The 25,085-nt window shown below is 39.1% G+C and carries 18 protein-coding genes and 1 pseudogene; 5 read left to right on the top strand and 14 right to left on the bottom strand.

What is annotated here, in order from left to right:
- Positions 1-1,994 (bottom strand): G5 domain-containing protein (locus B8955_RS06005; RefSeq protein ID WP_143238410.1); only part of this gene is annotated, 1,994 nt, incomplete at its 3' end.
- Positions 1,995-2,502: 508 nt separating this feature from the next.
- Here B8955_RS06005 and B8955_RS07135 point away from each other — a divergent pair.
- Positions 2,503-3,264 (top strand): annotated as a pseudogene (locus B8955_RS07135) (nitroreductase family protein).
- A 52-nt stretch (positions 3,265-3,316) separates the two neighbouring features.
- Here B8955_RS07135 and B8955_RS05995 read toward each other — a convergent pair.
- Positions 3,317-3,808, bottom strand: a complete 492-nt coding sequence (locus B8955_RS05995; RefSeq protein WP_084099332.1) for a prolyl-tRNA synthetase associated domain-containing protein — start codon at positions 3,806-3,808, stop codon at positions 3,317-3,319.
- 162 nt (positions 3,809-3,970) lie between these two features.
- Here B8955_RS05995 and B8955_RS05990 point away from each other — a divergent pair, with 162 nt between their 5' ends.
- Together B8955_RS05990 and B8955_RS05985 are read left to right on the top strand one after the other, a co-directional pair.
- A complete protein-coding gene (locus tag B8955_RS05990; RefSeq protein ID WP_084099331.1) occupies positions 3,971-5,305 on the top strand; it encodes a TrkH family potassium uptake protein in 1,335 nt (444 codons plus the stop codon).
- A gap of 8 nt (positions 5,306-5,313) precedes the next feature.
- Positions 5,314-5,958, top strand: a complete 645-nt coding sequence (locus B8955_RS05985; protein ID WP_084099330.1) for a potassium channel family protein — start codon at positions 5,314-5,316, stop codon at positions 5,956-5,958.
- Positions 5,959-6,051: 93 nt separating this feature from the next.
- On the opposite strand, the gene B8955_RS05980 is transcribed toward B8955_RS05985, so the two are convergent.
- Together B8955_RS05980 and rlmD are read right to left on the bottom strand one after the other, a co-directional pair.
- Positions 6,052-6,840 (bottom strand): CPBP family intramembrane glutamic endopeptidase, encoded by a 789-nt coding sequence (locus B8955_RS05980; RefSeq protein ID WP_084099329.1) that lies wholly within the window; start codon positions 6,838-6,840, stop codon positions 6,052-6,054.
- A 58-nt stretch (positions 6,841-6,898) separates the two neighbouring features.
- Positions 6,899-8,278 carry a 23S rRNA (uracil(1939)-C(5))-methyltransferase RlmD gene (gene rlmD / locus B8955_RS05975; RefSeq protein ID WP_084099328.1) on the bottom strand — a complete coding sequence of 460 codons (1,380 nt, stop codon included), beginning with the start codon at positions 8,276-8,278 and terminating at the stop codon, positions 6,899-6,901.
- A gap of 187 nt (positions 8,279-8,465) precedes the next feature.
- Here rlmD and B8955_RS05970 point away from each other — a divergent pair, with 187 nt between their 5' ends.
- Positions 8,466-9,950, top strand: a complete 1,485-nt coding sequence (locus B8955_RS05970) for a DUF1846 domain-containing protein (protein WP_084099327.1) — start codon at positions 8,466-8,468, stop codon at positions 9,948-9,950.
- 85 nt (positions 9,951-10,035) lie between these two features.
- Here the strand turns inward: B8955_RS05970 and B8955_RS05965 are convergent, their stop codons facing one another.
- Both B8955_RS05965 and B8955_RS05960 read right to left on the bottom strand, forming a co-directional pair.
- Positions 10,036-12,765, bottom strand: a complete 2,730-nt coding sequence (locus B8955_RS05965) for an ABC transporter permease (protein ID WP_084099326.1) — start codon at positions 12,763-12,765, stop codon at positions 10,036-10,038.
- A gap of 13 nt (positions 12,766-12,778) precedes the next feature.
- Positions 12,779-13,480 carry an ABC transporter ATP-binding protein gene (locus tag B8955_RS05960; protein ID WP_084099325.1) on the bottom strand — a complete coding sequence of 234 codons (702 nt, stop codon included), beginning with the start codon at positions 13,478-13,480 and terminating at the stop codon, positions 12,779-12,781.
- A 163-nt stretch (positions 13,481-13,643) separates the two neighbouring features.
- Here B8955_RS05960 and B8955_RS05955 point away from each other — a divergent pair, with 163 nt between their 5' ends.
- Positions 13,644-14,198: a TetR/AcrR family transcriptional regulator gene (locus B8955_RS05955; RefSeq protein ID WP_084099324.1), complete on the top strand. Its 555-nt coding sequence runs from the start codon at positions 13,644-13,646 to the stop codon at positions 14,196-14,198.
- 54 nt (positions 14,199-14,252) lie between these two features.
- Here the strand turns inward: B8955_RS05955 and B8955_RS05950 are convergent, their stop codons facing one another.
- The 8 genes from B8955_RS05950 to B8955_RS05915 all read right to left on the bottom strand — a co-directional run bounded on the left by B8955_RS05950 (position 14,253) and on the right by B8955_RS05915 (position 25,028).
- Positions 14,253-14,729 (bottom strand): S-ribosylhomocysteine lyase, encoded by a 477-nt coding sequence (locus tag B8955_RS05950; protein WP_084099323.1) that lies wholly within the window; start codon positions 14,727-14,729, stop codon positions 14,253-14,255.
- Between the two features lie 548 nt (positions 14,730-15,277).
- A complete protein-coding gene (gene gatB / locus B8955_RS05945) occupies positions 15,278-16,708 on the bottom strand; it encodes an Asp-tRNA(Asn)/Glu-tRNA(Gln) amidotransferase subunit GatB (RefSeq protein ID WP_084099322.1) in 1,431 nt (476 codons plus the stop codon).
- A gap of 14 nt (positions 16,709-16,722) precedes the next feature.
- The gene (gene gatA, locus B8955_RS05940) at positions 16,723-18,171 is read right to left on the bottom strand and encodes an Asp-tRNA(Asn)/Glu-tRNA(Gln) amidotransferase subunit GatA (protein ID WP_084099321.1); all 1,449 of its coding nucleotides are present in this window, start codon (positions 18,169-18,171) and stop codon (positions 16,723-16,725) included.
- Positions 18,171-18,476 carry an Asp-tRNA(Asn)/Glu-tRNA(Gln) amidotransferase subunit GatC gene (gene gatC / locus B8955_RS05935; RefSeq protein WP_084099320.1) on the bottom strand — a complete coding sequence of 102 codons (306 nt, stop codon included), beginning with the start codon at positions 18,474-18,476 and terminating at the stop codon, positions 18,171-18,173. Before gatC ends, gatA begins: the two co-directional genes overlap by 1 nt.
- A 75-nt stretch (positions 18,477-18,551) precedes the next feature.
- Positions 18,552-19,667, bottom strand: coding sequence for a CamS family sex pheromone protein (locus tag B8955_RS05930; RefSeq protein ID WP_159444443.1), 1,116 nt, complete (start codon positions 19,665-19,667; stop codon positions 18,552-18,554).
- Between the two features lie 32 nt (positions 19,668-19,699).
- Positions 19,700-21,703 (bottom strand): NAD-dependent DNA ligase LigA, encoded by a 2,004-nt coding sequence (gene ligA, locus B8955_RS05925; protein ID WP_084099318.1) that lies wholly within the window; start codon positions 21,701-21,703, stop codon positions 19,700-19,702.
- Between the two features lie 27 nt (positions 21,704-21,730).
- A complete protein-coding gene (locus B8955_RS05920) occupies positions 21,731-24,196 on the bottom strand; it encodes a UvrD-helicase domain-containing protein (protein ID WP_084099317.1) in 2,466 nt (821 codons plus the stop codon).
- 175 nt (positions 24,197-24,371) lie between these two features.
- Positions 24,372-25,028 (bottom strand): GntR family transcriptional regulator, encoded by a 657-nt coding sequence (locus B8955_RS05915; protein WP_084099316.1) that lies wholly within the window; start codon positions 25,026-25,028, stop codon positions 24,372-24,374.
- Positions 25,029-25,085: the final 57 nt, after the last annotated feature.

Genomic DNA, 25,085 nt, shown 5'->3' with positions numbered 1-25,085 from the left:
TCTTCACTTGGTACAACTTCGATATTCGGAGTCTGTCCGTCTACACCGTCAGCGACGAAGCTCTCTTCTATTAAGTCACCGGGTGAGCCATCTGGGTTTACTTCATAAATACGTATCCATGTACCTGTTCGGCCATTTTGTTCGCCTGGTTCAGTAACTGCAGTGATTGAACGACCATCTTGACCGTTTTCACCGTCTTGGCCTCTCAATCCGCCAATACCTAAAGCAATAACCTCTGCTTCTGGATTAGTAAGAACTGAATTCTCCAATTCAAATTGACCAATTAATTCTCCATTGTAACTTGTCTTTTGAATCACACGTTGTCCAGTACCGTTCACACCAATTTTAATAACAAGCTCTTCACCGTACGGTACATCTTCAGATAATGTATATACTGTCTCATAAGGAATTTCATATTGTTCTGTTACAATTTCTTTATCAAAATTTATATCAGGATTTTCAGGCCCAGAGTTATTTTCATTAGTAATCAGGTCTTGATCGTGAAAATAATTCCAATAACTATCATAATCGTTACTAGTACCTGTAGAATACATTGGAATATAACCACGATACGTTGTATCTGCTTCTCTGTCTGTAATAGGGACAGTAAACTCCAGCATCCAATCTACATAATTAAAGGTATTCTTAGACCTAGGGGTAGTTAATGCGTATCCTGCGGGAGTGCCTGTGCGAGCACCTTGTTGTAAGTATCCAGTAATAGGGGCAAAAGCACCCGTACGATTTTCATAATATCTCCTCATCGTGCTATTTAGTTGTGAAGGATCGAAGTCTTCCCTTTCAACAAAATAACCATTAACTTGAATCTGGTCCGGTACATCAAAAGCATCACCAAATTGAAACCCCACTAAATCCATATCATGTGATCTTCCTGAATCCACACGATATTTCACTTTATAAGTCAAACTATCACCATTATCAACTACATCTACTGTATAATAAGCTGGTATACTATTATTAGTTGATACTGCACCGATTCCTTCATATGTTGCATTTAGGTCTTCTATAGACGACGCTTGAGTAGTAGCAGCAGTCGAGAATGTAGTTACTGCTTTAGATTCCGGTGTGGTTCTTTGATTTAGGGTTAAATCCAGCATTGCTTTATATGCCTGTTGATTATTTAATTCATCAAAGTCTACTTCTCCTAAATCATTAGATAAATTCTTAGCCATTTCAGAACCGTAAGCTTTTTCTACGTAGCTTTCTATATAACCTTCTTTATCCTCTGATTTATTAAATTTTTCTTTAAACTCTTCTGGCACATCGATATCTTCCGTAGATAAAGTAGTGTTCAATGTTTTGCCATCTAATCCAGAAAATCTATCTTCATCTTTTTCCTGAATCACTTTAACTTCTTCAATTTTTTCATTTTCTTGTATTCCAGATGTTTCTTCAACTTCTGGTGCTTGTGATTCCTCAACAGCTTCTTCGGTTTCTTCAACTGAGGACTCCTGAGTAGGTTCTGTGACTTTTGTTGTTACAGTATCTTCAGATTGTTTATCTTGATGAATGTCCGGAGTATCAATAGCTTTCGATTCTTCAGTGCTTGTTTCTTCTACTGATTGATCGTCTGAACTTTCTGATACTTCTTGAGTAGATTCTTCAGCTACTTTTGATGTTTCCTCACTAATTTGATTTTCATTCTTATCAATTTGAGTCTCATGCTCTTGAGAAACAATTTCTGAAGATTCATTTGGTTTTTCAGTTTCTTCTACTTCATTAACATTCTCTTTCAAAGTCTCTGACACTTGTTCTTGACTTGGGGATTCAGCAATATTTGCTTCTAAGTTCGCTCTTTCATCGATTTCTAGTGATGGTCCGACTTCTTGAGCCTGAACTGTTCCAGCATTTAAAAAAAAGAGTGAAGATAAGGCAACAGATGCTGCACCTATACTCAATTTACGAATTCCATATTTTGTAATTTTTTGTAAGTTACGACGTTGGCGTTCACTTAAGTTATTTTTACTTAAATTCATTTTATTCCTCCATTTAGTAAAAGTTATGCTCTAAATCATTCAAATAACAATGATTAATTTACTAATAATACCATTAAGCCAAGTATAGACAGCAAAGTCAATTAAAAATTGACACAAAAAGTCACGATTTCTTCATAAAAAATCACAATTCAACAATCTTCTGACAATTTAAATTAGAATTGTTATTGATATCACGGGATTTCTAACCTTTTCTTACTTTTTCTTCTTTATAAACACTTTCTTCAAATTTGTGACTTTTTAAGTGTGGAACCGGTATAATAATACAATTTTGTATCTTGTGAATTTTATCATTTAAACTTAAAGATGACGGTTTCTCGTAATTAATATATTAAATCACGGTTTTCATTATCATGATTATTTATAATGAATTGATAAGAACTTATTGCAGGGTCCCGACCGATTAATTAGAGACTTAGTCACTTTAAACGAAGATTCTCCTCACTTATGTTACACTAATCATAAGTAAGCAAAATTGAAAGGAGTTATTATGGATTCAAATTTTACAACTAATCATCAATTAAATCATCGGACGATTCTTTTCTTCCAAGATAAACCCATTCCAGACGAACTGATGGACCATTTATTAACGGTGATGAACCGTACCGCGACATCAAACGGACTTCAAACCGCGTCTGTGATTCGCGTCACCGACGATGATAAGAAACAACAAATTTCTGAAGTGTCCAACCAAGCCTATATCGCGAAAGCCCCTGAGTTATTTATTTTCTTAGTGGATGCTTATCGAATGAAGTAAATCGCTCAAGCGAGTGGCAGTGACGGCGACGATTACCGTAGTATGAATGTCTTCTTCCAAGGGGTGGCCGATGCTTATTTAAACGCGCAAAATTTAACGACCGCGATTGAATCATTTGGCTTAGGAGCGACTTTCTTAGGATCCGTTTTAAATGATTCTCAACGAATGATTGATATTTTAGACTTACCGGAACTGACTTTCCCAATTTTAGGCGTGATTTTCGGTTATCCAGATGACGATCCCGAATTAAAACCGCGAATGCCATCAGACTTAAAAGTAGGCGAAAATGGTTATCCGCATTCAGAGGATATCTTAGCGGATTTAGCCCCATATGATGAAGAAATGACTCATTACTATGATACGCGACAAAAAAATCAACGGTCGGATTCGTATACGAAACAAATTATTCGTAAAGTTGAAAATCCTAATGAGAAACGTAATGAATTGTTACGAGTCGTGAAAAATCAAGGGTTTGACTTAAATATAGAAGATTAATTTGATTAGGTTAAAAGGAGGAAACGTTCAATCGTTTCCTCCTTTTTGATCGTTATGAGATGGCAATGCGTTGAACCGGAATCCCATTATCAGCGATGAGTTGCTCTAAGTCCGTGGTTTTTAACCAAACCGTCGACGTGTTCACACCAGGATGCACACCTGTCATTCCAATACCATTGAAGAGCTCCTCATCCATAAAATAGGTAATATCGGTGTCATGGGGATTTAATAGACCGAATGGGGATACTTCACCTGGCTTTAAGTTTAATAATTGTTCTAAATCATCGGCTGAGGCAAAACTTAATTTCGTCGTCCCATATTCATCACGAATTTTCTTTAAGTCGACGCGTTTTTCGCCTTTTACCGTAATTAAATAATAATGCCGTTTCTTCTTGTCCCGTACGAACAAGTTTTTTGCATTGCCTTCTGGATAAGGCATGTCAATAGCAAAAACTTCTTCCATACTGAAGACGGGTTCGTGTTCGGTCAATTCATAGGGAATTTGATGGTCATCTAAATAGGTTAAAATCGCTTGTTTATTCATTATAATCTCCTCATTTAAGCTTTTATCCATCTTAACGTAAATTTCGTGTGGGACCAAGAATTGTCCATCATTTCTATCTGACGTTTTCATCGCATCATTTTCTAGTAAAATTTAACAATTATCTTTATTTACTTTCGCGTTGGAGTGGTGTACGCTTGCTTCATGAAAACTTATAAACATTATTTAGAAAACAACCCACCCTTAGTATTACTCTTGGGGTTTTTTATCTTAATTCTTATCGGTTCGTTCCTATTAGCGTTGCCGATTAGTCAACAAGCACCTGATGTGACGTATTTGGACTGTTTGTTTACGTCTACTTCGGCTGTCTGTGTCACGGGACTCGTCACGGTGCCAACCTTTTCAGCTTGGACCACGTTCGGCAAAGTCATCATTATTAGTTTAATCCAAGTGGGAGGGCTTGGTTTTATGACTTTTGCGAGCTTATTGGCCTTAGTCTTACGGCGCAAAATCAGTCTAAAAAATCGGCTCATCATTAAGGAACAAACCAACAGCTTAACGATGAGCGGATTGGTGCGATTAATTCAACATATCTTAGTGTATACATTTATGATTGAGTTTGTCGGGGTCATCTTACTGATGTTCCGCTTCATTCCAATGTACGGAGCAAAAGGCATTGCTTATGGTATTTTCCATTCGATCTCGGCGTTCTGTAATGCGGGATTCGATTTGATTGGCGCGAATTCCTTAATTGATGTTAATACGGATGCTTTTCTACTGACTGTCATCGGCGTCTTAATTATTCTGGGAGGACTCGGTTTTACAGTGATGACCGACTTGATGGAAAATCATTTCCACTTCCGAAAACTGTCCTTACATTCTAAAATCGTGATGACTACTACTGGATTATTACTCGGTCTAACCACATTATTAATTTTCGTGTTAGAGTATCATAATCCAGAAACGTTAGCGTCTCTTTCAGTTGGTGACAAGTTATCAAATGCGTTCTTCCAAGCGTCAACGCTAAGAACAGCTGGTTTCCAATCGATTAGTCAAACCGCATTACTTGATAGTTCCAGCGCCTTATCTGTTTTCAACATGTTTGTCGGGGCATCACCAGCCGGAACAGGTGGTGGGGTTAAAACCACGACCTTTGCCTTATTGATTATCGTCGCCTTATCCGAAATTAAGGGGAATGAAGAAATCGAAGTTTTCCACCGTCGCCTACGTTGGACCACGGTGAAAAAAGCCATTGCCTTGATGATGATTTCCTTAGTTTGGGTATTATTAGTTACCTTTATTATTTTGATGGTTGAAAATGCACGTTACTTAGAGGTCATTTATGAAGTCGTGTCTGCCTTTGCGACCGTGGGCTTGAGTCGAAACTTTACAAGTAGCCTCTCAGCCATTTCAAAACTCTTAATTATTTTAACAATGTACATTGGTCGTGTCGGTTCCTTAACGATTTTATTCGGCTTATCAAGTAATAAACATCCGAAAGAATATAAAGAAGCACATGAAGATATTATGATTGGATAGGAGATATTATGAAACAATTTGTTGTGATTGGGTGTGGGCGCTTTGGTGCGGCCTGCGCCACAGAATTGACGCGTGAAGGGTATGACGTTTTACTCATTGATAATAATGAAGAAACCGTTGATGATATGAGTAAGGTAGTGACTCATGCGATTTATATTGATCATTTGAGCGAAAGTAATTTAAAATCTGCTGGCGTGGGAAATTTCGATACAGCGATTATTGCGATTGCCTCTAACTTCGAAGCGGCGGTTCTCTCAACAGCTGTCTGCAAAAAACTAGGCGTTAATCAAGTGATTGTCAAAGCCAAAGACCAACTCCATGCGGAAATCTTAACTAAAATTGGTGCCGATCGCACGATTATTCCTGAAAGTGAATCAGCTATTCGATTAGCGAAAAAACTGACGAATGATAATATTTTCGACTATATGGATTTCTCAGTGGATTATGCGATTGCCGAAATTAAACCGCTACAAAAATGGGTTAATAAACGGTTAGATGATTTAGACTTACGTCAAAACCATGACTTAAATGTTATTGCAATTAAAAGTAACACTTATAGTCATATCAACCCTGACCCTAACTATATTATTCAACCTGAAGATTATATGTTAGTTATTGGACCGAAAAACCATATCGAAAAAATTCAAGCTTAACAGAAAAAGACTGGCAAAATGTACTGCCTCAGAAGTTGTTCTTTACAACTTTGCGAGGTCACTACAAAGAGCCAGTCTTTTTTGATGTCATCATTAAGTCCGTTGTTTTTGGATGAAATAGCCGAAATAGACAATGAATAAAACATTCACTAGCAGGACTATAAGGCTACCCTCCATCTTAAGGACGCCTCCTGATAATAAATCGTTTCCTGTCAATATCGTTTGATAGAGATGCGGATAATCATCCGCCAACGATACGCTGCCTAATATAATGCCACCGACACTATTCCATATAAAATGCATCATGATTGGAGCCATTAATGAGGAAGAGTATTCTAAAATCACTGTCATCATCAGACTCATCGTCACAATATTAAGAACAGGAATCACCCCTGCTCCCAATGCGCCACCATGCATAAGTGTAAACAATCCCGTCGAAATCACTACTGCTATTGGCCAGGAATAATTATTTTTCCATAGTTGATATAAATACCCACGAACCAGTAACTCTTGCATCACCGTATTAATAAACGCTGACACCAGCCATAACCAAAGCATCGTCACCGGTTGCTGGTTACCGATTGTCATCTTACCTGTCACCATTAATAAGGCAATGACGACGCCTATCCAAACACTTCCTAGCCCTATTCCATAAAGGGTATTTTTTATGGGATGAGACGTTAAATATAAAGGTAGTTTCCGACGTTCCATTAACCAAAAGACACCTGTCAAGCCGACAATAGCGACAAAGGGCATTACCTCTGCCCAAAAGCGCCAAATCGCATCATTAGTAGTTTGAGGAATCGGAAGGACACTTGCTAGTATTGCCCAAATAATGAAGAAGATGAGCGTTTTAGCTAGCGTCAAACTTAATTTTTTCATTTTATTGTCACGACTTTTCTATTGATTGCTTCGTCATTATATTTGATTCTTTATACTTCTAGCGATTCTTCATCAACAACGTCACACATTCCACATGCGGTGTTTGTGGGAAGAGGTCGACCGGTTGAACCGTTTCGGCATGGTAACCAGCTGCTACCAAACGATTCATATCTCGCGCTAATGTTGCGGGATTACAGCTAACATAGACAATCTTCTCAGGCGCTAATTCAATGACAGTGTCGGTAAAGGTTGACGCAAGTCCTTTGCGTGGCGGGTCAACAACGACCACATTGGGTTCGATACCTGCTGCTTGCCATTCTTGGATAACATCTTCCGCTTTACCAGCAACGAAGGTCACATTACCTAAGTTATTCATTTTAGCGTTCGCTTGCGCCATTTCTATCGCATCTGATACAACTTCAACACCGTAGACATGTTTTGCGCGTTGAGCCAGACAGAGCGAAATTGATCCAATTCCACAATAGGCATCAATGACGACATCATCTGCTTGGATGTCACCTACCTCCAAAGCTTGTTGGTATAACACTTCCGCTTGAGGCGTATTGACTTGGAAGAAGCTTTTCGCAGAAATCATGAAATCTAACCCGAGCATTTGATCGCGATAATACGGCTCTCCATATAATAAGGTTTCTTCTTGACCTAAAATCACATTCGTCCGCCGTGTATTATGATTCACGATTAATGAGGCTAAGTTTGGAATTTGCGCCACAATGGCTTCGGTAATCGCTGCTTGGTGAGGTAGTTCGTCACCATTAATGACTAAAATTATCATGACATCATCCGTATGATACCCTTGACGAATCACTAGGTGGCGGATGAGGCCTTGATGGGTCTGTTCATCATAAGCGGTGAGGTTATATTCATTTAAAATTTGAATCACCGTTTGTAGCATTTCATCAATTTTTGGTAATTGAATTTGGTAATTAGTGATTGGAACTAATGAGTGGCTATTTTTACGGAAAAAACCGGTAAACAAGCGTCCTTGGTCATCTTGACCAATCGGTACTTGTGCTTTATTTCGATAAGCCCATGGATCTGACATTCCTAGAGTCGGCTTCACATCCACATCTTGTAACGACACAAATTTTGCTAAACTATCTTGCACTGTTTTTTGTTTAAAGGATAATTGCGCGTCATAAGTCATATGTTGCAGCGCCATGGTTCCTGTTCGTAACCCATCTTCATCACGTAAAGGGACACGGTCTTCACTGTCTTGGTATCGTTCAATGACTTTGGCGAAACCAAATTTTTTGCCGACCTTCATGACGTGAATACGTGCGGTTTCTCCTGGGAGAGCATTCGCAATAAATAATGGGTAACCATCGACTTTGGCAACTCCCATTCCTTCATAGGTTAAATCGGTAATTGTGATGTCTCGTTGTTCGTTTTTATGCACCGGTAATTGACGCTTTGCCATAACTAAAACTCCTTACTTCTCTATTGGCTTTTATTCTAGCATATTTCCTATCGTTTCTTAATGATTCCTCCTATTCCCTAATGATTCTTTACAAATTTTTATTTGCGTAATTAGTGGAAATCTTTTAAGATAGCTTAATGTATGAATACCTGTTTAAGGTAAAAATAAGAGATAAGAGGGATGACAGATGAAAAAAATAGCGTTTGATTCTGATAAATATTTAAGTTTACAACGTGATCATATCCTAGAGCGAATTAACCAATTCGACGGCAAACTCTATATGGAGTTTGGGGGCAAAATGCTAGAGGATACGCACGCAGCTCGTGTCTTACCTGGATATGAACCTGATAATAAAATTAAGCTCTTAAAAGAACTTAAAGATCAAGTCGAAATTGTCATTGCGATTAATGCCGACCAAATTGAACACTCTAAAGTACGTGGCGACTTAGGCATCTCTTATGACCAAGAAGTCTTACGTTTAATTGATACCTTCCACAACTTAGACTTATATATCGGGTCCGTCGTGATTACTCAATTTAATAATCAACCCGCTGCTAAAGCGTTCCGTCAAATCTTATCTAAACATGACATTCCATCTTATCTCCACTATCCAATTGAAGGTTACCCAACCGCTATCGATCATATTGTCTCACCTGATGGCATGGGACAAAATGAATATATCGAAACGGAACGTAATTTAATTGTCGTGACTGCGCCAGGACCAGGTGCTGGTAAGTTAGCTACCTGCATTTCTCAACTGTATCACGACCAATTACGCGGCATTAAATCAGGGTATGCGAAGTTTGAAACGTTCCCTGTATGGAACTTACCTCTTCACCACCCTGTTAACTTGGCGTATGAAGCTGCTACAGCTGACTTAGATGATGTGAATATGATTGACCCTTATCATCTCGAAGCTTACGGTAAACAAGCGGTTAACTACAACCGTGATGTTGAGGTCTTCCCTGTGCTTAACCGGACCTTTGAACGGATTATGGACAAATCCCCATACGCATCACCAACTGACATGGGCGTTAATATGGTCGGTTTCTCTATTGTGGATGAAGAAGCAGCGATTGAAGCTTCTAAGGAAGAAATTATTCGCCGCTACTATCAAACGCTCGCTGATTACAAACGTGACCGCGTGCCCCAATCCGCCATTAAGAAAATTGAATTACTAATGAATGACTTAGGCATTTCTCCTGAGGACCGTCAAGTCACATTAGTGGCCCGCCAAAAAGCAGAAGCGACAGGTAACCCAGCCTTAGCGATGGAATTACCACATGGCGATATTGTCACTGGTAAAACATCTGATTTATTCGGGCCAACTGCGGCGGTCATCATTAACGGAATTAAAAACTTAGCGGGTATCGCTAAAGACGTGCATTTGATTGAACCAGAATACGTGACTCCTATTCAAGGATTAAAAGTGAATCATTTAGGCGCACACAATCCGCGCCTACACTCTAGCGAAATCTTAATTGCGCTAGCCATTACTGCAAAAACCAATCAAGATGCGGCTAAAGCGATGAATCAATTAGGTAACTTACGCGGTTCTGAAGTCCACTCAACAGTAACCCTTCCTGAAGAAGATCAAACGGTTCTCCGTCGTTTAGGCATTAACGTAACTTTCGACCCTATCTACCAACATGACCGTTTCTTCCGCGCTTAATTTAACGACAACATTTATCACACAACGTAAAAAGGAGCTACGACGTTAACGCCATAGCTCCTTTTATATTTGTCTAAGTGGTTGATTATAGGGCATCTAACATGTTGATACGTTTCATTCGTCTATAGACTAAGAAGCCTAGAACAATAATGATTAACGTAATCGCAATGATAGGGGTTGCCCAAACTTCGGTCGTAACGGTTGGGTCGAAGATAATTTCTTCGTTACCAATCACATCTAATAAGACAAGATGTAGGATACGACCAGCAACTAAACCAACTAGAATACCAACAATCGATAAAATAATCGTTTCACGATAAATGTACATGGTAACTTCTTTAGAGTGGAAACCAAGAACTTTAATAGTTGATAATTCGTTTTTACGTTCTGCCACGTTGATGTTCGTTAAGTTATATAGAATAACGACACCAAGTAGGATAGAAATCACGATTAAGATTAACATAACAGATTCTAGTTGTCCTGAAATAGAATCTAATACTTTAACAAGACCAGTATTTTGGACCACGCCTTGAATACCATCAAGTGATAAGAATTCTTCAGAAAGTTCTTCGGTTTCATCAGAATCAGAATTATCTAAGGTAATCAAGTAAGCATTGGTATCAAAATCTTTGTCGGTTAGTTCTTCATAATAGTTATCCGTCATGTAGATAAAGTGTCCAGTGTACATTTCTGTCACATCCGCCACTTTTGCTTCAACATCTTTATCTTCGAGTTTAAAGGTGATGTTATCACCCGGTTCAACATCATAAAGATCAGCTAATTTCTCGCTAATGACAATGCCATCATCGGATAAATTAATTTTTTCATCATCGTCACGATCATGTAATTTTACAAATTGATCGAAGTCGTCACTACCTGTTGCGATAACCGTGACATCTTGGTCATCCGTCACGCCATCAATACTTTGAGAAGTCGCTTCTTGGTAGACTGGTAAATCTTCTTTTACTCTGTCACTATTCAACAAGTCATCAACTTCATCTTTGGCGTCTTGACTTGGATCCTCTGCTTCAACCGCAATTAAGTCATATTTGAAAATTTCACCGAATTGACTATCAGAAACACCAGCAATTGATGACCGGATTCCTAATCCACCAAATAGTAAGGCAACGGCACCAGCCACCCCAAAGATGGTCATTAACATCCGTTGTTTGTAACGGAAAATATTACGAGCCGTTACTTTTTGCGTAAAGCTCATACGCTCCCAAATGAAGCTAATCCGTTCAAGTAGGATGTTAGAGCCAGTCACTGGTGGTTTTGGACGCATTAGGAATGCGGGTTCTTTAGATAGTTCACGACGAGCAATTAAGTAAGCTGGTAACACAGCAGAAATTAACGCCAGAACTAATGTCATAATGATATAAGTTGGGTAGAAGAATAAATCGGTTTCCCCGATTACGGTTGTTTGCGAAATAACATCTGCAATCATTGGCGCAACGAAATAGTTACCAATTAAAATACCAACAATTGTTCCTAAGAAGCTGGAAATTAAACCGTAAAGAACGAATTTCGCAATAATTTGATTATTCGTATATCCTAAGGCTTTGAATAATCCTGCGTGTTGACGTTCTTCGTCGACAAAACGTGTCATCGTCATAAAGGTTACCATCGCAGCCACAATATATAAGACGACTGGGAAGATATTACCAATAGATGAAATAGCAGTTGCCGCATGGTCATACGTACTATAACCATCAGAACCTGGAATCGTTGCTGGTGTGTAAACCGTATATTCTGGTTCTTCTAAATCATCTTTTTCTTTCTCAGCGTCGTCAATGTCAGCTTCTGCGTCTTTGATTTCAGATTCCGCATCTGATTTTTTGTCATTAAATTCTTTTTTCGATTTATCCAAATCTTTTTTTGATTTTTCCAATTCAGAAATTTGATTTGGATCTTGAATTAAACCAGCTTCGACAGCTTTTTCACCATCTTCAACTTTTGATTCCGCGTCTTTAATTTTAGACTCATTATCTTTAAGTTCTTTTTTCGCTGATTTCACATCGGATTTTCCGTCATCAATTTGATCTTGGATATCTGATTTAATATCGTTTAGACGACGTTCGCCATTATCGGCTAATTTGTCCTCTAATTCTTTTTGTAAGTCTTTTTGTTTAGAACTAAATTCATCAGAAGTATATAACTTGCCACGTAAGTCATCGACACGTAAACGAGCAATCGTATATTCTTCGGAATCAAAAGCATCCGGAGTCACTACACCATAACCAGATAATTCACCTGATCCAGCATTGGAGCTACCCATAGATTCGTTATCCCAAATTTCAGAAGAATTCACAAATCCGGTGACTTTATAAGTATTGCCTTTCAACAAATCTTGATTATTGTCATTAATTTGTTCAAAGGTGATTTCATCACCAATATCATAGTCGTCTTGCATAGTTGGGGCTAACGCGATTTCATTATCCTTGCTTGGTAATTCCCCATCAATTACTTCAAATTGAGAAATTTTATCTGGTTTAGAAAAGACCCGAACCGCATTCGTGGTATCTTTTTCTGTTAGGTCGGTAAAATAACCGGCTTCAACCGTTGACCCGTCTAATGATTTAATATCCTCTAAATCGTCTTCTGTAATTCCATATTCTGACATCACAGCAAGGTCAAACATATTTTGATCATCAATAAAGTTTTGGGCAGATTGTTCCAAGTTTGGTCCTGTCACTTTTAACGCGATAAGCGCAATCGCACCAATCATCATTAATGAGAAAATAGATAAGAAACGACCTAATGAAGAAGTAAAGGCTTGCCGCATGTCTTTCCAATAGATTTTTTTATCTGACATAGAACCTCCCCTCCTAATATTCTAATGAATCAATATCAGCTGGATTATCGTTTGTTTCAATTTCAGAAATTGTCCCATCTTTCATACGAATCACACGATGCGCAATATCTGCTAATGCAGAGTTATGGGTAACGATAATAACGGTGGTATTTTGTTCGTCTGCCATTTTTTTCAAGGTTTTAAGCACTTTTTGACCCGTTCCTGAGTCTAGTGCTCCAGTTGGTTCGTCACAAAGCAATAGTTTTGGACGTTTCGCAAGGGCACGAGCGATAGACACCCGTTGTTGTTGCCCACCTGATAATTGTGCTGGGAAGTTATTAATCCGTTCACCTAAACCAACAGATTCTAATACTTCTTCAGCATCTAGAGCATCTTCAACAATTTCAGATGCTAATTCAACATTTTCTTTGGCCGTTAAGTTTTCCACCAAGTTATAAGATTGGAAAACAAATCCGATATCGTTTCGACGATATTCTGTTCGTTCATGCGAATCCATTTTGGAAACTTCAATATCGTCAATCTTAATGGTTCCGTCATCATTCGTGTCCATTCCACCAATGATATTCAGTAACGTTGATTTACCGGCACCGGATTGGCCTAAGATAATCACTAATTCACCTTTCTCGATTTCAAAGTTAATATCTTCGTTGGCCGCAATCTCGGTATCTCCCTGTTGATAACGTTTGGCCAAGTTTTTAACTTCAATATATGCCACATTAATCACCCTATCTATAAAATTTATTTGATGTTGACTTAGGGTAATGCTACAATAAAATGGACAAAGTGTCTATTTTAGTTATTGATAAATAAAAAATAAGTGCAAGAAGCAAAATATCCTAAGGAACACCTAATATACTTATTATAAAGGAGTTTTTACGTTGGTACAAATAAGACAAACTAAAAGTAAACAACAAATTAAACACGCAATTACAAAACTCCTCCAGCAAAAACCGTTTGAAGAAGTTACGGTTACTGAAATTTGCCAAACTGCTGAGTTAAATCGAGGGACTTTCTACCATCATTATGAAGATAAATATGATTTGATGGACAAACTAAAACAAGATACCCTTTATCATATCTATCAATTCGTCAAAGACACCCCTACCGAACAAATCCACGATCTTATCTATCAGATTTTTATTGAAGCTAATGCGGAGTTTGATTTTATTCAAGTACTCTATACAGTGCCGTATGTGAATTTTGAAACAGCTGTACATAAACTCATCGGTATTTTACTCCAAGAAAACTCAGAAGATATCGAAGAAATTGTCGAACAATATAAAAATATTCCTGCAAAATATGCCATTCAAGCTTATAGTGGCGCAATCAGTAATGTCATTAAACAATGGGTATTGAATGGTGGCGAAGAATCACCAGAAGAAATGACCGAAATTATTTATAAAGTAGCTTTCTTCGGAACACGAGAACTTTAATAAACAAAAAAGACCGCCAAGAGTATCAGAAATGACTCTTGGCGGTTTTTCTGGTTAGTCTTCTAAACTTTTACGTTCGAACGGATCAATACTGAATCCTTGGGCTAAAATTTCTTTGGCATATTCTTGAGCTGCCCATAGTGAATGGTCACGGTAGTTTCCGCATTCTTGACGTTCGGTTCCTTGAACATCATCCCAAGTACTATTAACTAAATCTTCAAGGGTCTTAGTAATCGCCTTAGTTGCTTCTTCAACTGTACGATCACCCCAAGTAATCATATAGAAACCTGTCCGACATCCCATTGGTGAGACATCAATCACGTTATCCATATAATCACGAATATAAGCAGCAATTAAATGTTCCATTGTATGAATGGCACTGGTTGGTAACGCTGCTTGATTTGGTTGAACAAATCGTAAATCAAACTTCGTCACTTTATCCCCATTAGGCCCTTGCTCTTGACCAGCAATACGAACATAAGGGGCTTTCACTGCATCATGATCTAAAGAAAAACTTTCTACTTTCGCCATAACAAAATTCCCTCCATGAAATATAGGATACGATAAAGCACGTTTAACCACGGTCGTTGGACCTAAAAGCGACGCCTCTCTGAAAGAGAGAAGGAGCTCTTTAGGGAAACGCAGCCGTGGTTGTGCTTTAGAGCTCGACTATCAGGGTGTGAAGAAACGCGCTCTGATTCGAACATCTGGAAGAAAAAGTACGAAGTTTCGCTTTTTGAAACCAGTGATTTTTCTGAAGAGGCTTCGAATCAGCGTTTCTGAACCCGACTAAAACAGGGTGTGGGTAGCGCCGTTTAGACTTGACTTCTTGGAGACATTTAACCGGAGTTTGTGAAACAAACAAAGGGGAAATGCGAAAGAACGTCAAGTCTAGCGATACGAACCCAACTAAAGGGTGTGAAGAAACGCGCTCTGATTCGAACATCTGAAAGAAAAAGTACGAAGTTTCGCTTTTTGAAACCAGTGATTTTTCTGAAGAGGCTTCGAATCAGCGTTTCTGAACCCAACTAGGGTGTGAGAAAAGGCACTTAACCTCTCCTCACTACTCCTTTGTCTTCTTAGCGTTTATCCAATTCTTGTGTCAATAATTGGTTAACAACTTGTGGGTTGGCTTGGCCACGAGTGGCTTTCATAATTTGACCCACTAAGAATCCAGTCGCTTTTTTCTTACCAGCTTTGTAGTCGTCGATTGATTGTTGGTTATTATCTAGAACATCTGTAATCAATGGTAAGAGTTGTTCTGGGTCAGAGATTTGAACTAAACCTTCTTTTTCAACAACTTCTTTGGCATTACCACCTTTTTCCGCTAATAGACGGAAGACTTTTTTCGCTTGTTTGCTTGAAATCGTACCGTCTTGGATAAGGTTAATCATACCAGCTAAGTTTTCAGGTGTTAATTCAATATCTGCTAATTCTAAATCTTTATCGTTTAGGTAAGCAGAGACTTCACCCATTAACCAGTTAGATGCTTGTTTAGGATCAGCATCGTTTGCGACGGTTTCGTCAAAGAAATCAGACATTTCAACGGATTGCGTTAAAATTTGCGCGTCATATTCTGGTAATTCATAGTTTTCAATGTAACGTGCTCGACGATCAGCTGGCATTTCTGGTAGTGAGTCTTTAATATCATTTAGCCAGTCATCGCTCACGTGAAATGGTGGTAGGTCAGGTTCTGGGAAGTAACGATAGTCAGCTGCTCCCTCTTTCACCCGCATAACTTGTGTTTTACCACTCGCTTCGTCATAACGTAATGTTGCTTGCTCAATCACACCACCACTATTTAAAATTTGTGCTTGGCGTTTTTCTTCGTACGCTAATCCACGACGAACAAAGTTAAATGAGTTCAAGTTTTTAATTTCGGCTTTGGTTCCGAATTCTTCTTGACCAAATGGACGAATGGAAATATTGGCGTCGCAACGCATAGATCCTTCTTCCATTTTCACGTCAGAAACGCCTGTAAATTGGATGATTTCTTTAATTTTTTCTAAGTAAGCATATGCTTCTTCTGGTGAACGCATATCTGCTTCAGAAACGATTTCGACTAATGGTGTTCCTTGACGGTTTAAGTCAACGTGAGAGTAGCCACCTTCACCGTGCATGTTTTTACCAGCATCTTCTTCTAAGTGTAAACGTTCGATACCGATACGTTTCGTTTCACCATTGACTTCGATTTCTACCCAACCATGTTCACCAATTGGTTCCCACAATTGTGTTGTTTGGTAAGCTTTTGGATTATCTGGGTAGAAGTAGTTTTTACGGTCAAAGTGTTGCACTGGATTGATATCACAGTTTAATGCTAAGGCTGCTTTAATCGCATATTCTACCCCACCACGGTTGATTGATGGTAAGACACCAGGGTATCCCCAGTCAATCATATTTGTATTCGCATTTGGTTCTGCACCAAAGTGAGCTGGTGATGGTGAGAACATTTTTGAATCCGTTTTTAATTCCACATGGACTTCAAGTCCAATGACTGTTTCGTAATTCATGAAGTACCCCTTTCTTACTCTGGTCGTTGTTGACTCGCGTCATTTACTTGTTCAAGTGCATAAGCTGCTTGGTAAATACGTTCTTCGTCAAAGTAGTTACCGATGATTTGTAATCCGATTGGTAGTCCCGCTTCACTAAAGCCAACAGGTAATGATAAACCTGGTAATCCTGCTAAGTTAACTGGAACTGTTAATAAGTCAGCTTGGTAAGCAGCGACTGGATCATCCGCATTTTCACCAAATTTATATGCTGGTGATGGTGCTACTGGTCCAACGACTAAGTCATAATCATTGAAGAGTTTTTTGAAGTCTTCTTTGATTAGTGAACGTACACGTCCGGCTTGCATGAAGTAATCATCGATGTTTTCAGAAGCAATTGAGAATGTTCCGGTCATCAAGCGACGTTTAACTTCCATACCAAATCCTTCAGAACGAGATTTAATGTATAAGTCTTCTAATGATTCAGCATCTTCAGCACGGTAACCGTAACGGATACCATCATAACGTTGTAAGTTAGAAGAAGCTTCAGCTGAGGCAATGATATAGTAAACCGGTACCCCATATTTCATATGTGGAAGATGAACGGTATCCACTGTTGCTCCTAAATCTTCTAATTGTTTAATCGCTGCTTTAACAGTGGCTTGTGTTTCTTCGTCCACACCAGCACCGAAGTATTCTTCAGGAACAGCAATTTTCATGCCTTTAACGCCTTTATCTAAGTTTGCAGCAAACGCAGGAACATCTAATTCTGCTGAGGTTGAATCTTTGTCATCATGACCTGCAATAGTTTCTAACATTAAGGCGTTATCTTCAACATTATGTGTCATCGGTCCGACTTGGTCTAATGATGAGGCGAAAGCAATCACACCCCAACGTGATACACGACCGTAAGTTGGTTTCATCCCAACAATACCAGTGAATGACGCCGGTTGACGAATGGAACCACCCGTATCAGAACCTAGCGCACCAAGAACTTGTCCAGCAGAAACGGTTGCTGCTGAACCCCCACTTGATCCACCAGGAACATAGTCAGTATTCCAAGGGTTTTTCGTTGGACCAAAGTATGATGTTTCAGAAGAGGCTCCCATAGCGAATTCATCCATGTTCGTTTTTCCGATGATAATCGCTCCGGCAGCTTTTAATTTTTCAATAATTGTCGCATCAAAGAATGGAACGAAATCTTCTAACATTCGAGAAGCTGCTGTTGTCCGGATACCATCTGTTAAAATATTATCTTTAATCCCTAATGGAATTCCTTGTAATGGACGATCGGTGCTATACCCTTTTTCATCACTCGCTTTTGCTTCTTCAAGCGCTGTTTCGCTCAACGTAATAAACGCATGAATCGTTTCATCTGTTGCGTTGATTCGATCTAATGCTGCTTGGACTAATTCAACTGAAGTCGTTTCTCCAGCCACTAATTGGCGGTTTAATTCGCGAATTGTCATCATATCCGTTGTCATTACGCGTTACCTCCTTCAGTATCAATAATTGCGGGCACTTTGATAAAGCCATTTTCAGATGATTTTACATTACGGAATAAGACATCCCGGTCAGTTCCTTGTTGTGCTTCATCAGCACGCATCACATCTGATTTGTCAATTGCCCATGACATGACTGGGACATCCGTCGTGTCGACTGTTTGTAATTCTTCAAACATTCCTAAAATATGACCAAATTGATCCGTAAATTGATCAATTTCATCATCAGTAAATTCAAATTTTGCTAGCTTGGCAATACGTTGTACTTCGTCTTTAGAAATAGCCATGCAAATATCCTCCTAATTTTTCTCATTCTTCATTATTTTAGCATACTGGTTACCAGGCAACAATTCTCACTACTATTAAGAAATTGTTGATGTAAAAGTATCAGCTCCAGCTGGACGACTTAAAACCGCACGTGTACCTTCTGGAGAAATGATTTCAATATCAACCGCAATATTTTTATTAAATAAGTTTTCGGCTGAATCCATTGTCCGTTGCGTTAAGGCGACGGTTTCGGTATAGCCATCAAACTGACTATTAATCGTCACATCAATATGTTCCAAATCGCCATCTTCATAGCGACCAACGCCAGTGATTCCACTAAGTTGTGGGAATAAATCTTCAACATCTGATTGGAATGTTTGGAATGCCTCTGAATCTTCTTCATTTGGCGCATCATCCACTCCAAACACGATATAATCCGTTTTATACTCGGTCCAATCATCCAAATTTTTCCCTTCAGAAGCCATTGCTTCACTAATGAAGGTACCGCCACCGACATCATCACTTGGAGCATTCGCAAAAATACCCACTTGGATAGGAACGTCTTTATACTTATCTTGTTTACGCAAGCGTGACACAATTTCTTTCGCCATTTCTTGGCCTTTTGCTTTTTGCGTGTCCCGTTTAATCTCAACGGATTCTTCGCTATCGTCATCAGACGTAAAGGTATCACTTTCATTCATTGCTAAAGCAATACTAATGCCGCCTAATTTCATTGAGCCGTCATCTTGCTCTTGCATTAAGTCATATTCAATGATGCTATTTAGGTAACGCGGTTCAAACTTATCGCGTGATGAAGCATTATACCCATCAGGATTTAACCCTTCTGGATTATCATCATTTTTAGTTCCTAACCAATTATTAGCCGTTTCCTCTGATATCGCCGTTCCTTCTTTTAGTAAGTACTCGTCAGTTGGAAAAGCCCCTTGAGCTAATTGATACAAGCCTTCTTCTAAGTTTTCCGTATTCGCTTGTGAAGTTGGCCCCACAGTTAATCCACTTGTTTGGTTCACTTCATAATTATTATCTTCAACAACGGCTTGATAATAGTCATCAGATAATTGTTGAGTTGATTCGTTAGAAACTTTATCAGATGATTCATTAGGATCTGGTAATTCTTTAAACTGTTGACATGCTGCTAAACTTAACGTTAACGCCGTGATTGTCAACATTTGCCACGTTTTTTTTACCATTGTTACGTTCCTTTCCCTTTTATCCCTCATTATTAGTCAAAATGCGCCACCATATCCTCTTCAGAGAAAATGGTCACATCTAGGGTTTGCGCCTTCGTTAATTTACTTCCAGCATCCGCACCAGCCACCAAAATATCTGTATTTTTGGAAACTGAGCCCGTCACTTTACCACCTAAGGCTTCAATCTGTTTTTTTGCTTCAGGTCGCGTATAATGCTCTAGTTTACCTGTTAAGACGACGGTTTTTCCTTGCCAGAAAGTCTCTTGGTTAGCCACTTGCTCGGGTGACTGACCTAAGTAGGTCATATTAATGCCTTGGTCAACTAACCGTTGAATCAAGTCTTGGGTCGCCTCCGTTTGGAAAAATTCTACGATTGAGTCCGCAATAATTTCTCCAATACCATCAATAGCGACAAAATCGTCGGTTGATGCTGACATGATTGCTGCCATTGTACCAAAATGAGCGGCAATTTGTTTAGCGGCTTTGGCACCAACGTGACGAATACCTAACCCAAATAAGATGCGTTCTAGCGAATTTTCCTTACTATTATTAATCGCATCTAGCGTATTTTGAGTGGCTTTTTCACCAAATTTATCCAACGTTATTAATTGATCAGCCGTCAATTGGTATAAGTCACTCGGGTCATGAACGAGTTCTCGTTGATACAATTGTTCTAAGACACGAGGACCGACGCCATCAATATTCATCGCATCTCGTGACACGAAATGATTCAATCGTTCTTTAGCTTGAGCTGGGCAGGCAAGGTTTACACAACGTAAGGCAACTTCATCCTCTAAATGCACTAACTCACTATCACAGACAGGACAAGTTGTTGGCGCTGGATAACTTTCGCTCTCGTTAGGGCGCTCATCTAAAACCACTCGCACCACTTCAGGAATAATATCTCCAGCTTTGTGAATGACTACCGTGTCTCCCACACGAATATCTTTATCCGCAATTAAATCCATATTATGCAAGCTTGCACGTTGCACGGTTGACCCAGCTAATAATACCGGATCCATAACTGCAGTCGGCGTGACTACTCCGGTACGCCCAACTGTCCACTCGATATCATGAATGGTGGTTTCGACTTCTTCAGCTGGAAATTTATAAGCAATGGCCCACTTAGGTGCTTTAACTGTCCGTCCTAAAGCCTGTTGATTGGTGAAGTCACTCACTTTGATGACAATGCCATCGATCTCATAGTCTAAATCGTGGCGTTGTTCACTCATCCGTTCAATGTAGTTCCAAATCTCATCACTGTTATGGCACACTTCAAACAATGGATTGACTTTGAAGTGATACTCAGGAAACTTGCGGAATAAATCAGCTTGCGAATGAATTGGAATATCATCACCAAACACCCCTGAATACAAGAACACATCTAATTGACGTTGAGCGGTGACTTTGGGATTGAGTTGACGAATTGACCCAGCCGCTGCATTTCGCGGATTCGCAAATGGCGGTTGCCCTGCTTCTTCACGCACCGCATTTAAACGAGCAAAAGATGCTTTCGGCATAAAAATTTCGCCACGAACTTCAATATCTAATGGCTCATCCAATTGCTTAGGTACAGAGTCAATGGTTTTAACATTTTTGGTAATGTTTTCTCCAATTTCACCGGTTCCTCGTGTCGCTGCTCGAACATACTTCCCGTCTTCATAAGTGATAGAGACAGATAACCCATCAATTTTAAGTTCACAAACGTAATCAACATCGTGCCCTAATTCTTTTTCAACATTTTGGGTAAAACGTTCAATGTCTTCCTTATTGAATCCATTACTCAATGACAGCATCGGAGTCGTATGGGTCACTTTTTCAAAGGCACTATCTGTCGTATCACCCACCCGTTGTGTCGGTGATTCAGGTGAAATCGCTTCTGGATAAGTGGCTTCTAAATGAACGAGTTCTTGATATAAGGCATCGTATTCACTATCTGTGACTGACGGTTGGTCGAGAGTGTAATATTCGTGTGCATATTGATTTAATAATGCGACTAATTCATTCAGACGGTCTAAATCGTGTTGTTCCGACATATGAATGGCTCCTTTTTCGCTTAATTCTTATTCATTCACCTTAGTAATTGGGGCGAAAGCGGCTAATAATCGTTTAATGCCTTGTTCTTTGAAAGCAATATCTAATTCTTGATCATTTGCTTCTCCATTAACTTTAACGACGGTTCCGACTCCCCATTTTTTATGTTGCGCTTTGTCGCCTACTGCCCAAGTCGTTGCAGAATTATCAATATCAGGATCAATCTTACTGCCTCGTTCTGCTGTAAAAATCGACCGTTTCGGATCTGGTTTACGACGGACTGGACGACTTTGAGCACGATTTTGACGACGACTGAAGTAATCATTTAATGAAGTACCTCTGCCAGTTCGTTGACCAAACGGTTGGTTATAGGTTTGTTGGTATCCTGTCTCTTCTAATACCTCGTCATCAATCTCACCAATAAAGCGAGACGCAGAATTTGATTGTTGGCGACCATATAATAATCGTGAATAAGCATTGGTTAGATAGAGTTTTTTCTCAGCCCGCGTAATACCTACATAAGCTAAGCGACGCTCTTCTTCTAACTCATCCTCATCTTCCGCTGCCCGTTTCAATGGGAAGATGCCTTCTTCCATACCAATTAAGAAGACCACTGGAAATTCTAATCCTTTAGCAGCGTGTAACGTCATTAATGTTAACTCTTGAACCACTTCTTCATCATCTCGGTCTTGTACCAATGATAAGTCGGTAATAAATTCCATGACGGCATCATCAACGGTTGCGGCTTGAATAGTCGCAGGAATTTGCGCATTTAACGTTTGCTCATCAAACAATTCAATGTTTTCTCCTGGCTGTTCAGTCGTTGATTGTGTGGATTCAGGAGGCATCACTTGGACATCCCGTGATGCTTCGTCAGAAGCTAATTCTTCTGCTTCTTGTTCACGAGCTTCACGATTGTCTTCCCACCGTTTATCAAATTCTGCCGTTACTGAAAGGAATTCTTCAATATTTTCAATACGTGCATCAGCTTCTAGTGATTTTTCAGCTTTTAAACTATTTAAGTAACCACTTTGTTCCAAGATAGCTTCCGTAATTTCTGAAATTGATAGATATTCTCGTTGTTTTTGTAAGTTGATAAACATTTGGGCAAAGTCTTTGATGCCTTTAGCCCCTTTACCTGTTATAGGCGCATAATCGACTACTGACGCCGCCGCTAATAAACTGAGACCTTGTGAGTCCGCAAATTGACGTAATTTATCTAAGGTTCCTGGACCCGCACCGCGTTTAGGCACATTAATAACTCGGGTAAAGCTTAAATTATCATCTGGATTCGCTAACAACCGTAAATAAGCTAAGATATCCTTGATTTCCTTACGGTCGTAGAATTTATGTCCCCCGACCATTCGATAAGGTAAATTGGCTTTCACTAAGTTTTCTTCAATTACCCGTGACTGGGCATTGGTACGATACAGAATCGCAAAATCACCATATTGATAGTCATTCTTTTGCACCAATTCTTGAATTTGTTGAATCACATAACGACTCTCATCTTGCTCACTCTGGCCGGTATAATAAGTGATCTTATCTCCAGCTTGATTCGCTGTCCACAATTCTTTATCTTTCCGTTGATCATTATTTTCAATGACATTATTGGCAGCATGTAAAATATTTTTAGTCGAACGATAATTTTGTTCCAATAAAATGGTTGTCGCATCCGGATAGTCTGTTTCAAAATTCAAAATATTTTCCATATTGGCACCACGCCAACCGTAAATACTTTGGTCAGCATCCCCAACCACACAGACATTGCGGAATAAATCTCCTAACAAGAGAACTAATTTATACTGTGCTTCATTAGTATCTTGGTACTCATCCACATGAATATAATGAAATTTTTGTTGGTAATATTTTAAAATATCGGGTTGTTGTTGAAAAAGCCGTACCGTCTGCATAATTAAATCATCAAAATCAAAGGATTGAGCTTCAGTCAATGCTTGTTGGTACCGTTCGTAACAATCCGCTACAATATCTTCAATGTAACCAGAATGTGATTGGCGATATTCAACAGGTGTTTGTAAGTTATTTTTGGCTTCGCTAATTTTGCCTAATAACATTTTATATTTAAATTTTTGAGAATCTAAATTCAATTCCTTCATAATCCGTTTCATCAACGTTTGTTGTTCTGCTGGATCGGCAATCGTGAAAGAACGCGAATAGCCAATAGCTTCCGCTTCTCGACGTAAAATGCGGACACACATTGAGTGAAACGTTGATACCCACATATTATCTGCTTGTGGTCCAACAATTTGTCGTACCCGTTCTTTCATTTCCCGAGCAGCTTTATTTGTGAAGGTTATCGCTAGAATATTCCACGGATTCACTTCTTTTTCTGCTAAAATATACGCCATGCGATGGGTTAATACCCGAGTTTTCCCACTTCCGGCACCTGCCATAATGAGTAACGGTCCCTCGGTATGTCGTACTGCTGCTTGTTGCTTATCATTTAAGCCACTCGTTAACTGTTCTGCCGTCATAAGGCGCTATTCCTCCATTCTCTCTACATTAGTCTATCACGACTCGAATACCCCTTCAAATGGTTTCGTTATGGGAAATTATCGTTATTTTCTGACAAATAAAAGCCGTGGTAATCCCCATTAAACGGTTAAAAAACTAGCGCACCACCTAAATGATGCCCTAGTTTCTAATCGATTATTTATTAATTTGATATAAGATTAATTGATTGACCCAAATCCGCACTTGTTTTCTAGCACTCGCAAAGTCATGTGCCATCAATGCTTCAAATAAATTAGGATAAATCGTTCGCATATCCCTTAATTCACGTTCAAATGACATATGATTATGCGTAATTTCATTGTAATAGATTTCATGTAATGGGCGAATCGTATTAAGTGTCACTTGGCGGAAGTAATTATTAGAATAATAAGAAGCTAAATGACTGAAAAACGCATATTCCGCATTGAAATACCCTTTTAAATCTTCATTCACTAAATGATGAAGAATATCTTGTTCTAAATGTTTTAGCCGTTCTTTATCTAGCGTAATCGCCTTATTTTCCATTTGTTGTAACAGATTCATCACTAACAATTCGATAAACTGTAACCGTTCAACGATAGCACGGGAGTTTAGAGAACTTTTAGCCACCACAGCCCCTTTATAGGGTTCCATTTGAATATAGCCTTCACGCTCAAGCTGTAACATGGCTTTACGAACGGGCGTCCGACTCATACCTAAAAAATCAGCAATTTCCACTTCTTTTAGATGAGTATCTGACAACAATAAGTTGCTATCAATTTGATCCTTCAAATACTCATAAGCAATGGTTGCGTAGCTTTTATTTTTTGGCATGCACTCACCCTTTCTAAAAAAGTACAATCTCTATTAATATTGTATAGCTTACACTTT

Origin of the sequence: Aerococcus suis (assembly GCF_900176325.1) — a bacterium.
GTDB lineage: Bacteria > Bacillota > Bacilli > Lactobacillales > Aerococcaceae > Aerococcus > Aerococcus suis.
The sequence above is the reverse complement of the archived record's forward strand: the minus strand, read 5'-3'. Positions and strand labels throughout refer to the sequence as shown.

Coding starts and splice junctions, on each gene's coding strand:
- B8955_RS05965 (WP_084099326.1), bottom strand. CDS start 12,765: ATGTCAGATAAAAAAATCTATTGGAAAGACATGCGGCAAGCCTTTACT.
- gatA (WP_084099321.1), bottom strand. CDS start 18,171: ATGACAACGGATATGATGACAATTCGCGAATTAAACCGCCAATTAGTG.
- B8955_RS05980 (WP_084099329.1), bottom strand. CDS start 6,840: ATGAAAAAATTAAGTTTGACGCTAGCTAAAACGCTCATCTTCTTCATT.
- ligA (WP_084099318.1), bottom strand. CDS start 21,703: ATGTCGGAACAACACGATTTAGACCGTCTGAATGAATTAGTCGCATTA.
- B8955_RS05950 (WP_084099323.1), bottom strand. CDS start 14,729: ATGGCGAAAGTAGAAAGTTTTTCTTTAGATCATGATGCAGTGAAAGCC.
- B8955_RS05930 (WP_159444443.1), bottom strand. CDS start 19,667: ATGGTAAAAAAAACGTGGCAAATGTTGACAATCACGGCGTTAACGTTA.
- B8955_RS05995 (WP_084099332.1), bottom strand. CDS start 3,808: ATGAATAAACAAGCGATTTTAACCTATTTAGATGACCATCAAATTCCC.
- gatB (WP_084099322.1), bottom strand. CDS start 16,708: ATGAATTACGAAACAGTCATTGGACTTGAAGTCCATGTGGAATTAAAA.
- B8955_RS05920 (WP_084099317.1), bottom strand. CDS start 24,196: ATGACGGCAGAACAGTTAACGAGTGGCTTAAATGATAAGCAACAAGCA.
- B8955_RS05985 (WP_084099330.1), top strand. CDS start 5,314: ATGAAACAATTTGTTGTGATTGGGTGTGGGCGCTTTGGTGCGGCCTGC.
- B8955_RS05970 (WP_084099327.1), top strand. CDS start 8,466: ATGAAAAAAATAGCGTTTGATTCTGATAAATATTTAAGTTTACAACGT.
- gatC (WP_084099320.1), bottom strand. CDS start 18,476: ATGGCTATTTCTAAAGACGAAGTACAACGTATTGCCAAGCTAGCAAAA.
- B8955_RS05915 (WP_084099316.1), bottom strand. CDS start 25,028: ATGCCAAAAAATAAAAGCTACGCAACCATTGCTTATGAGTATTTGAAG.
- rlmD (WP_084099328.1), bottom strand. CDS start 8,278: ATGGCAAAGCGTCAATTACCGGTGCATAAAAACGAACAACGAGACATC.
- B8955_RS05990 (WP_084099331.1), top strand. CDS start 3,971: ATGAAAACTTATAAACATTATTTAGAAAACAACCCACCCTTAGTATTA.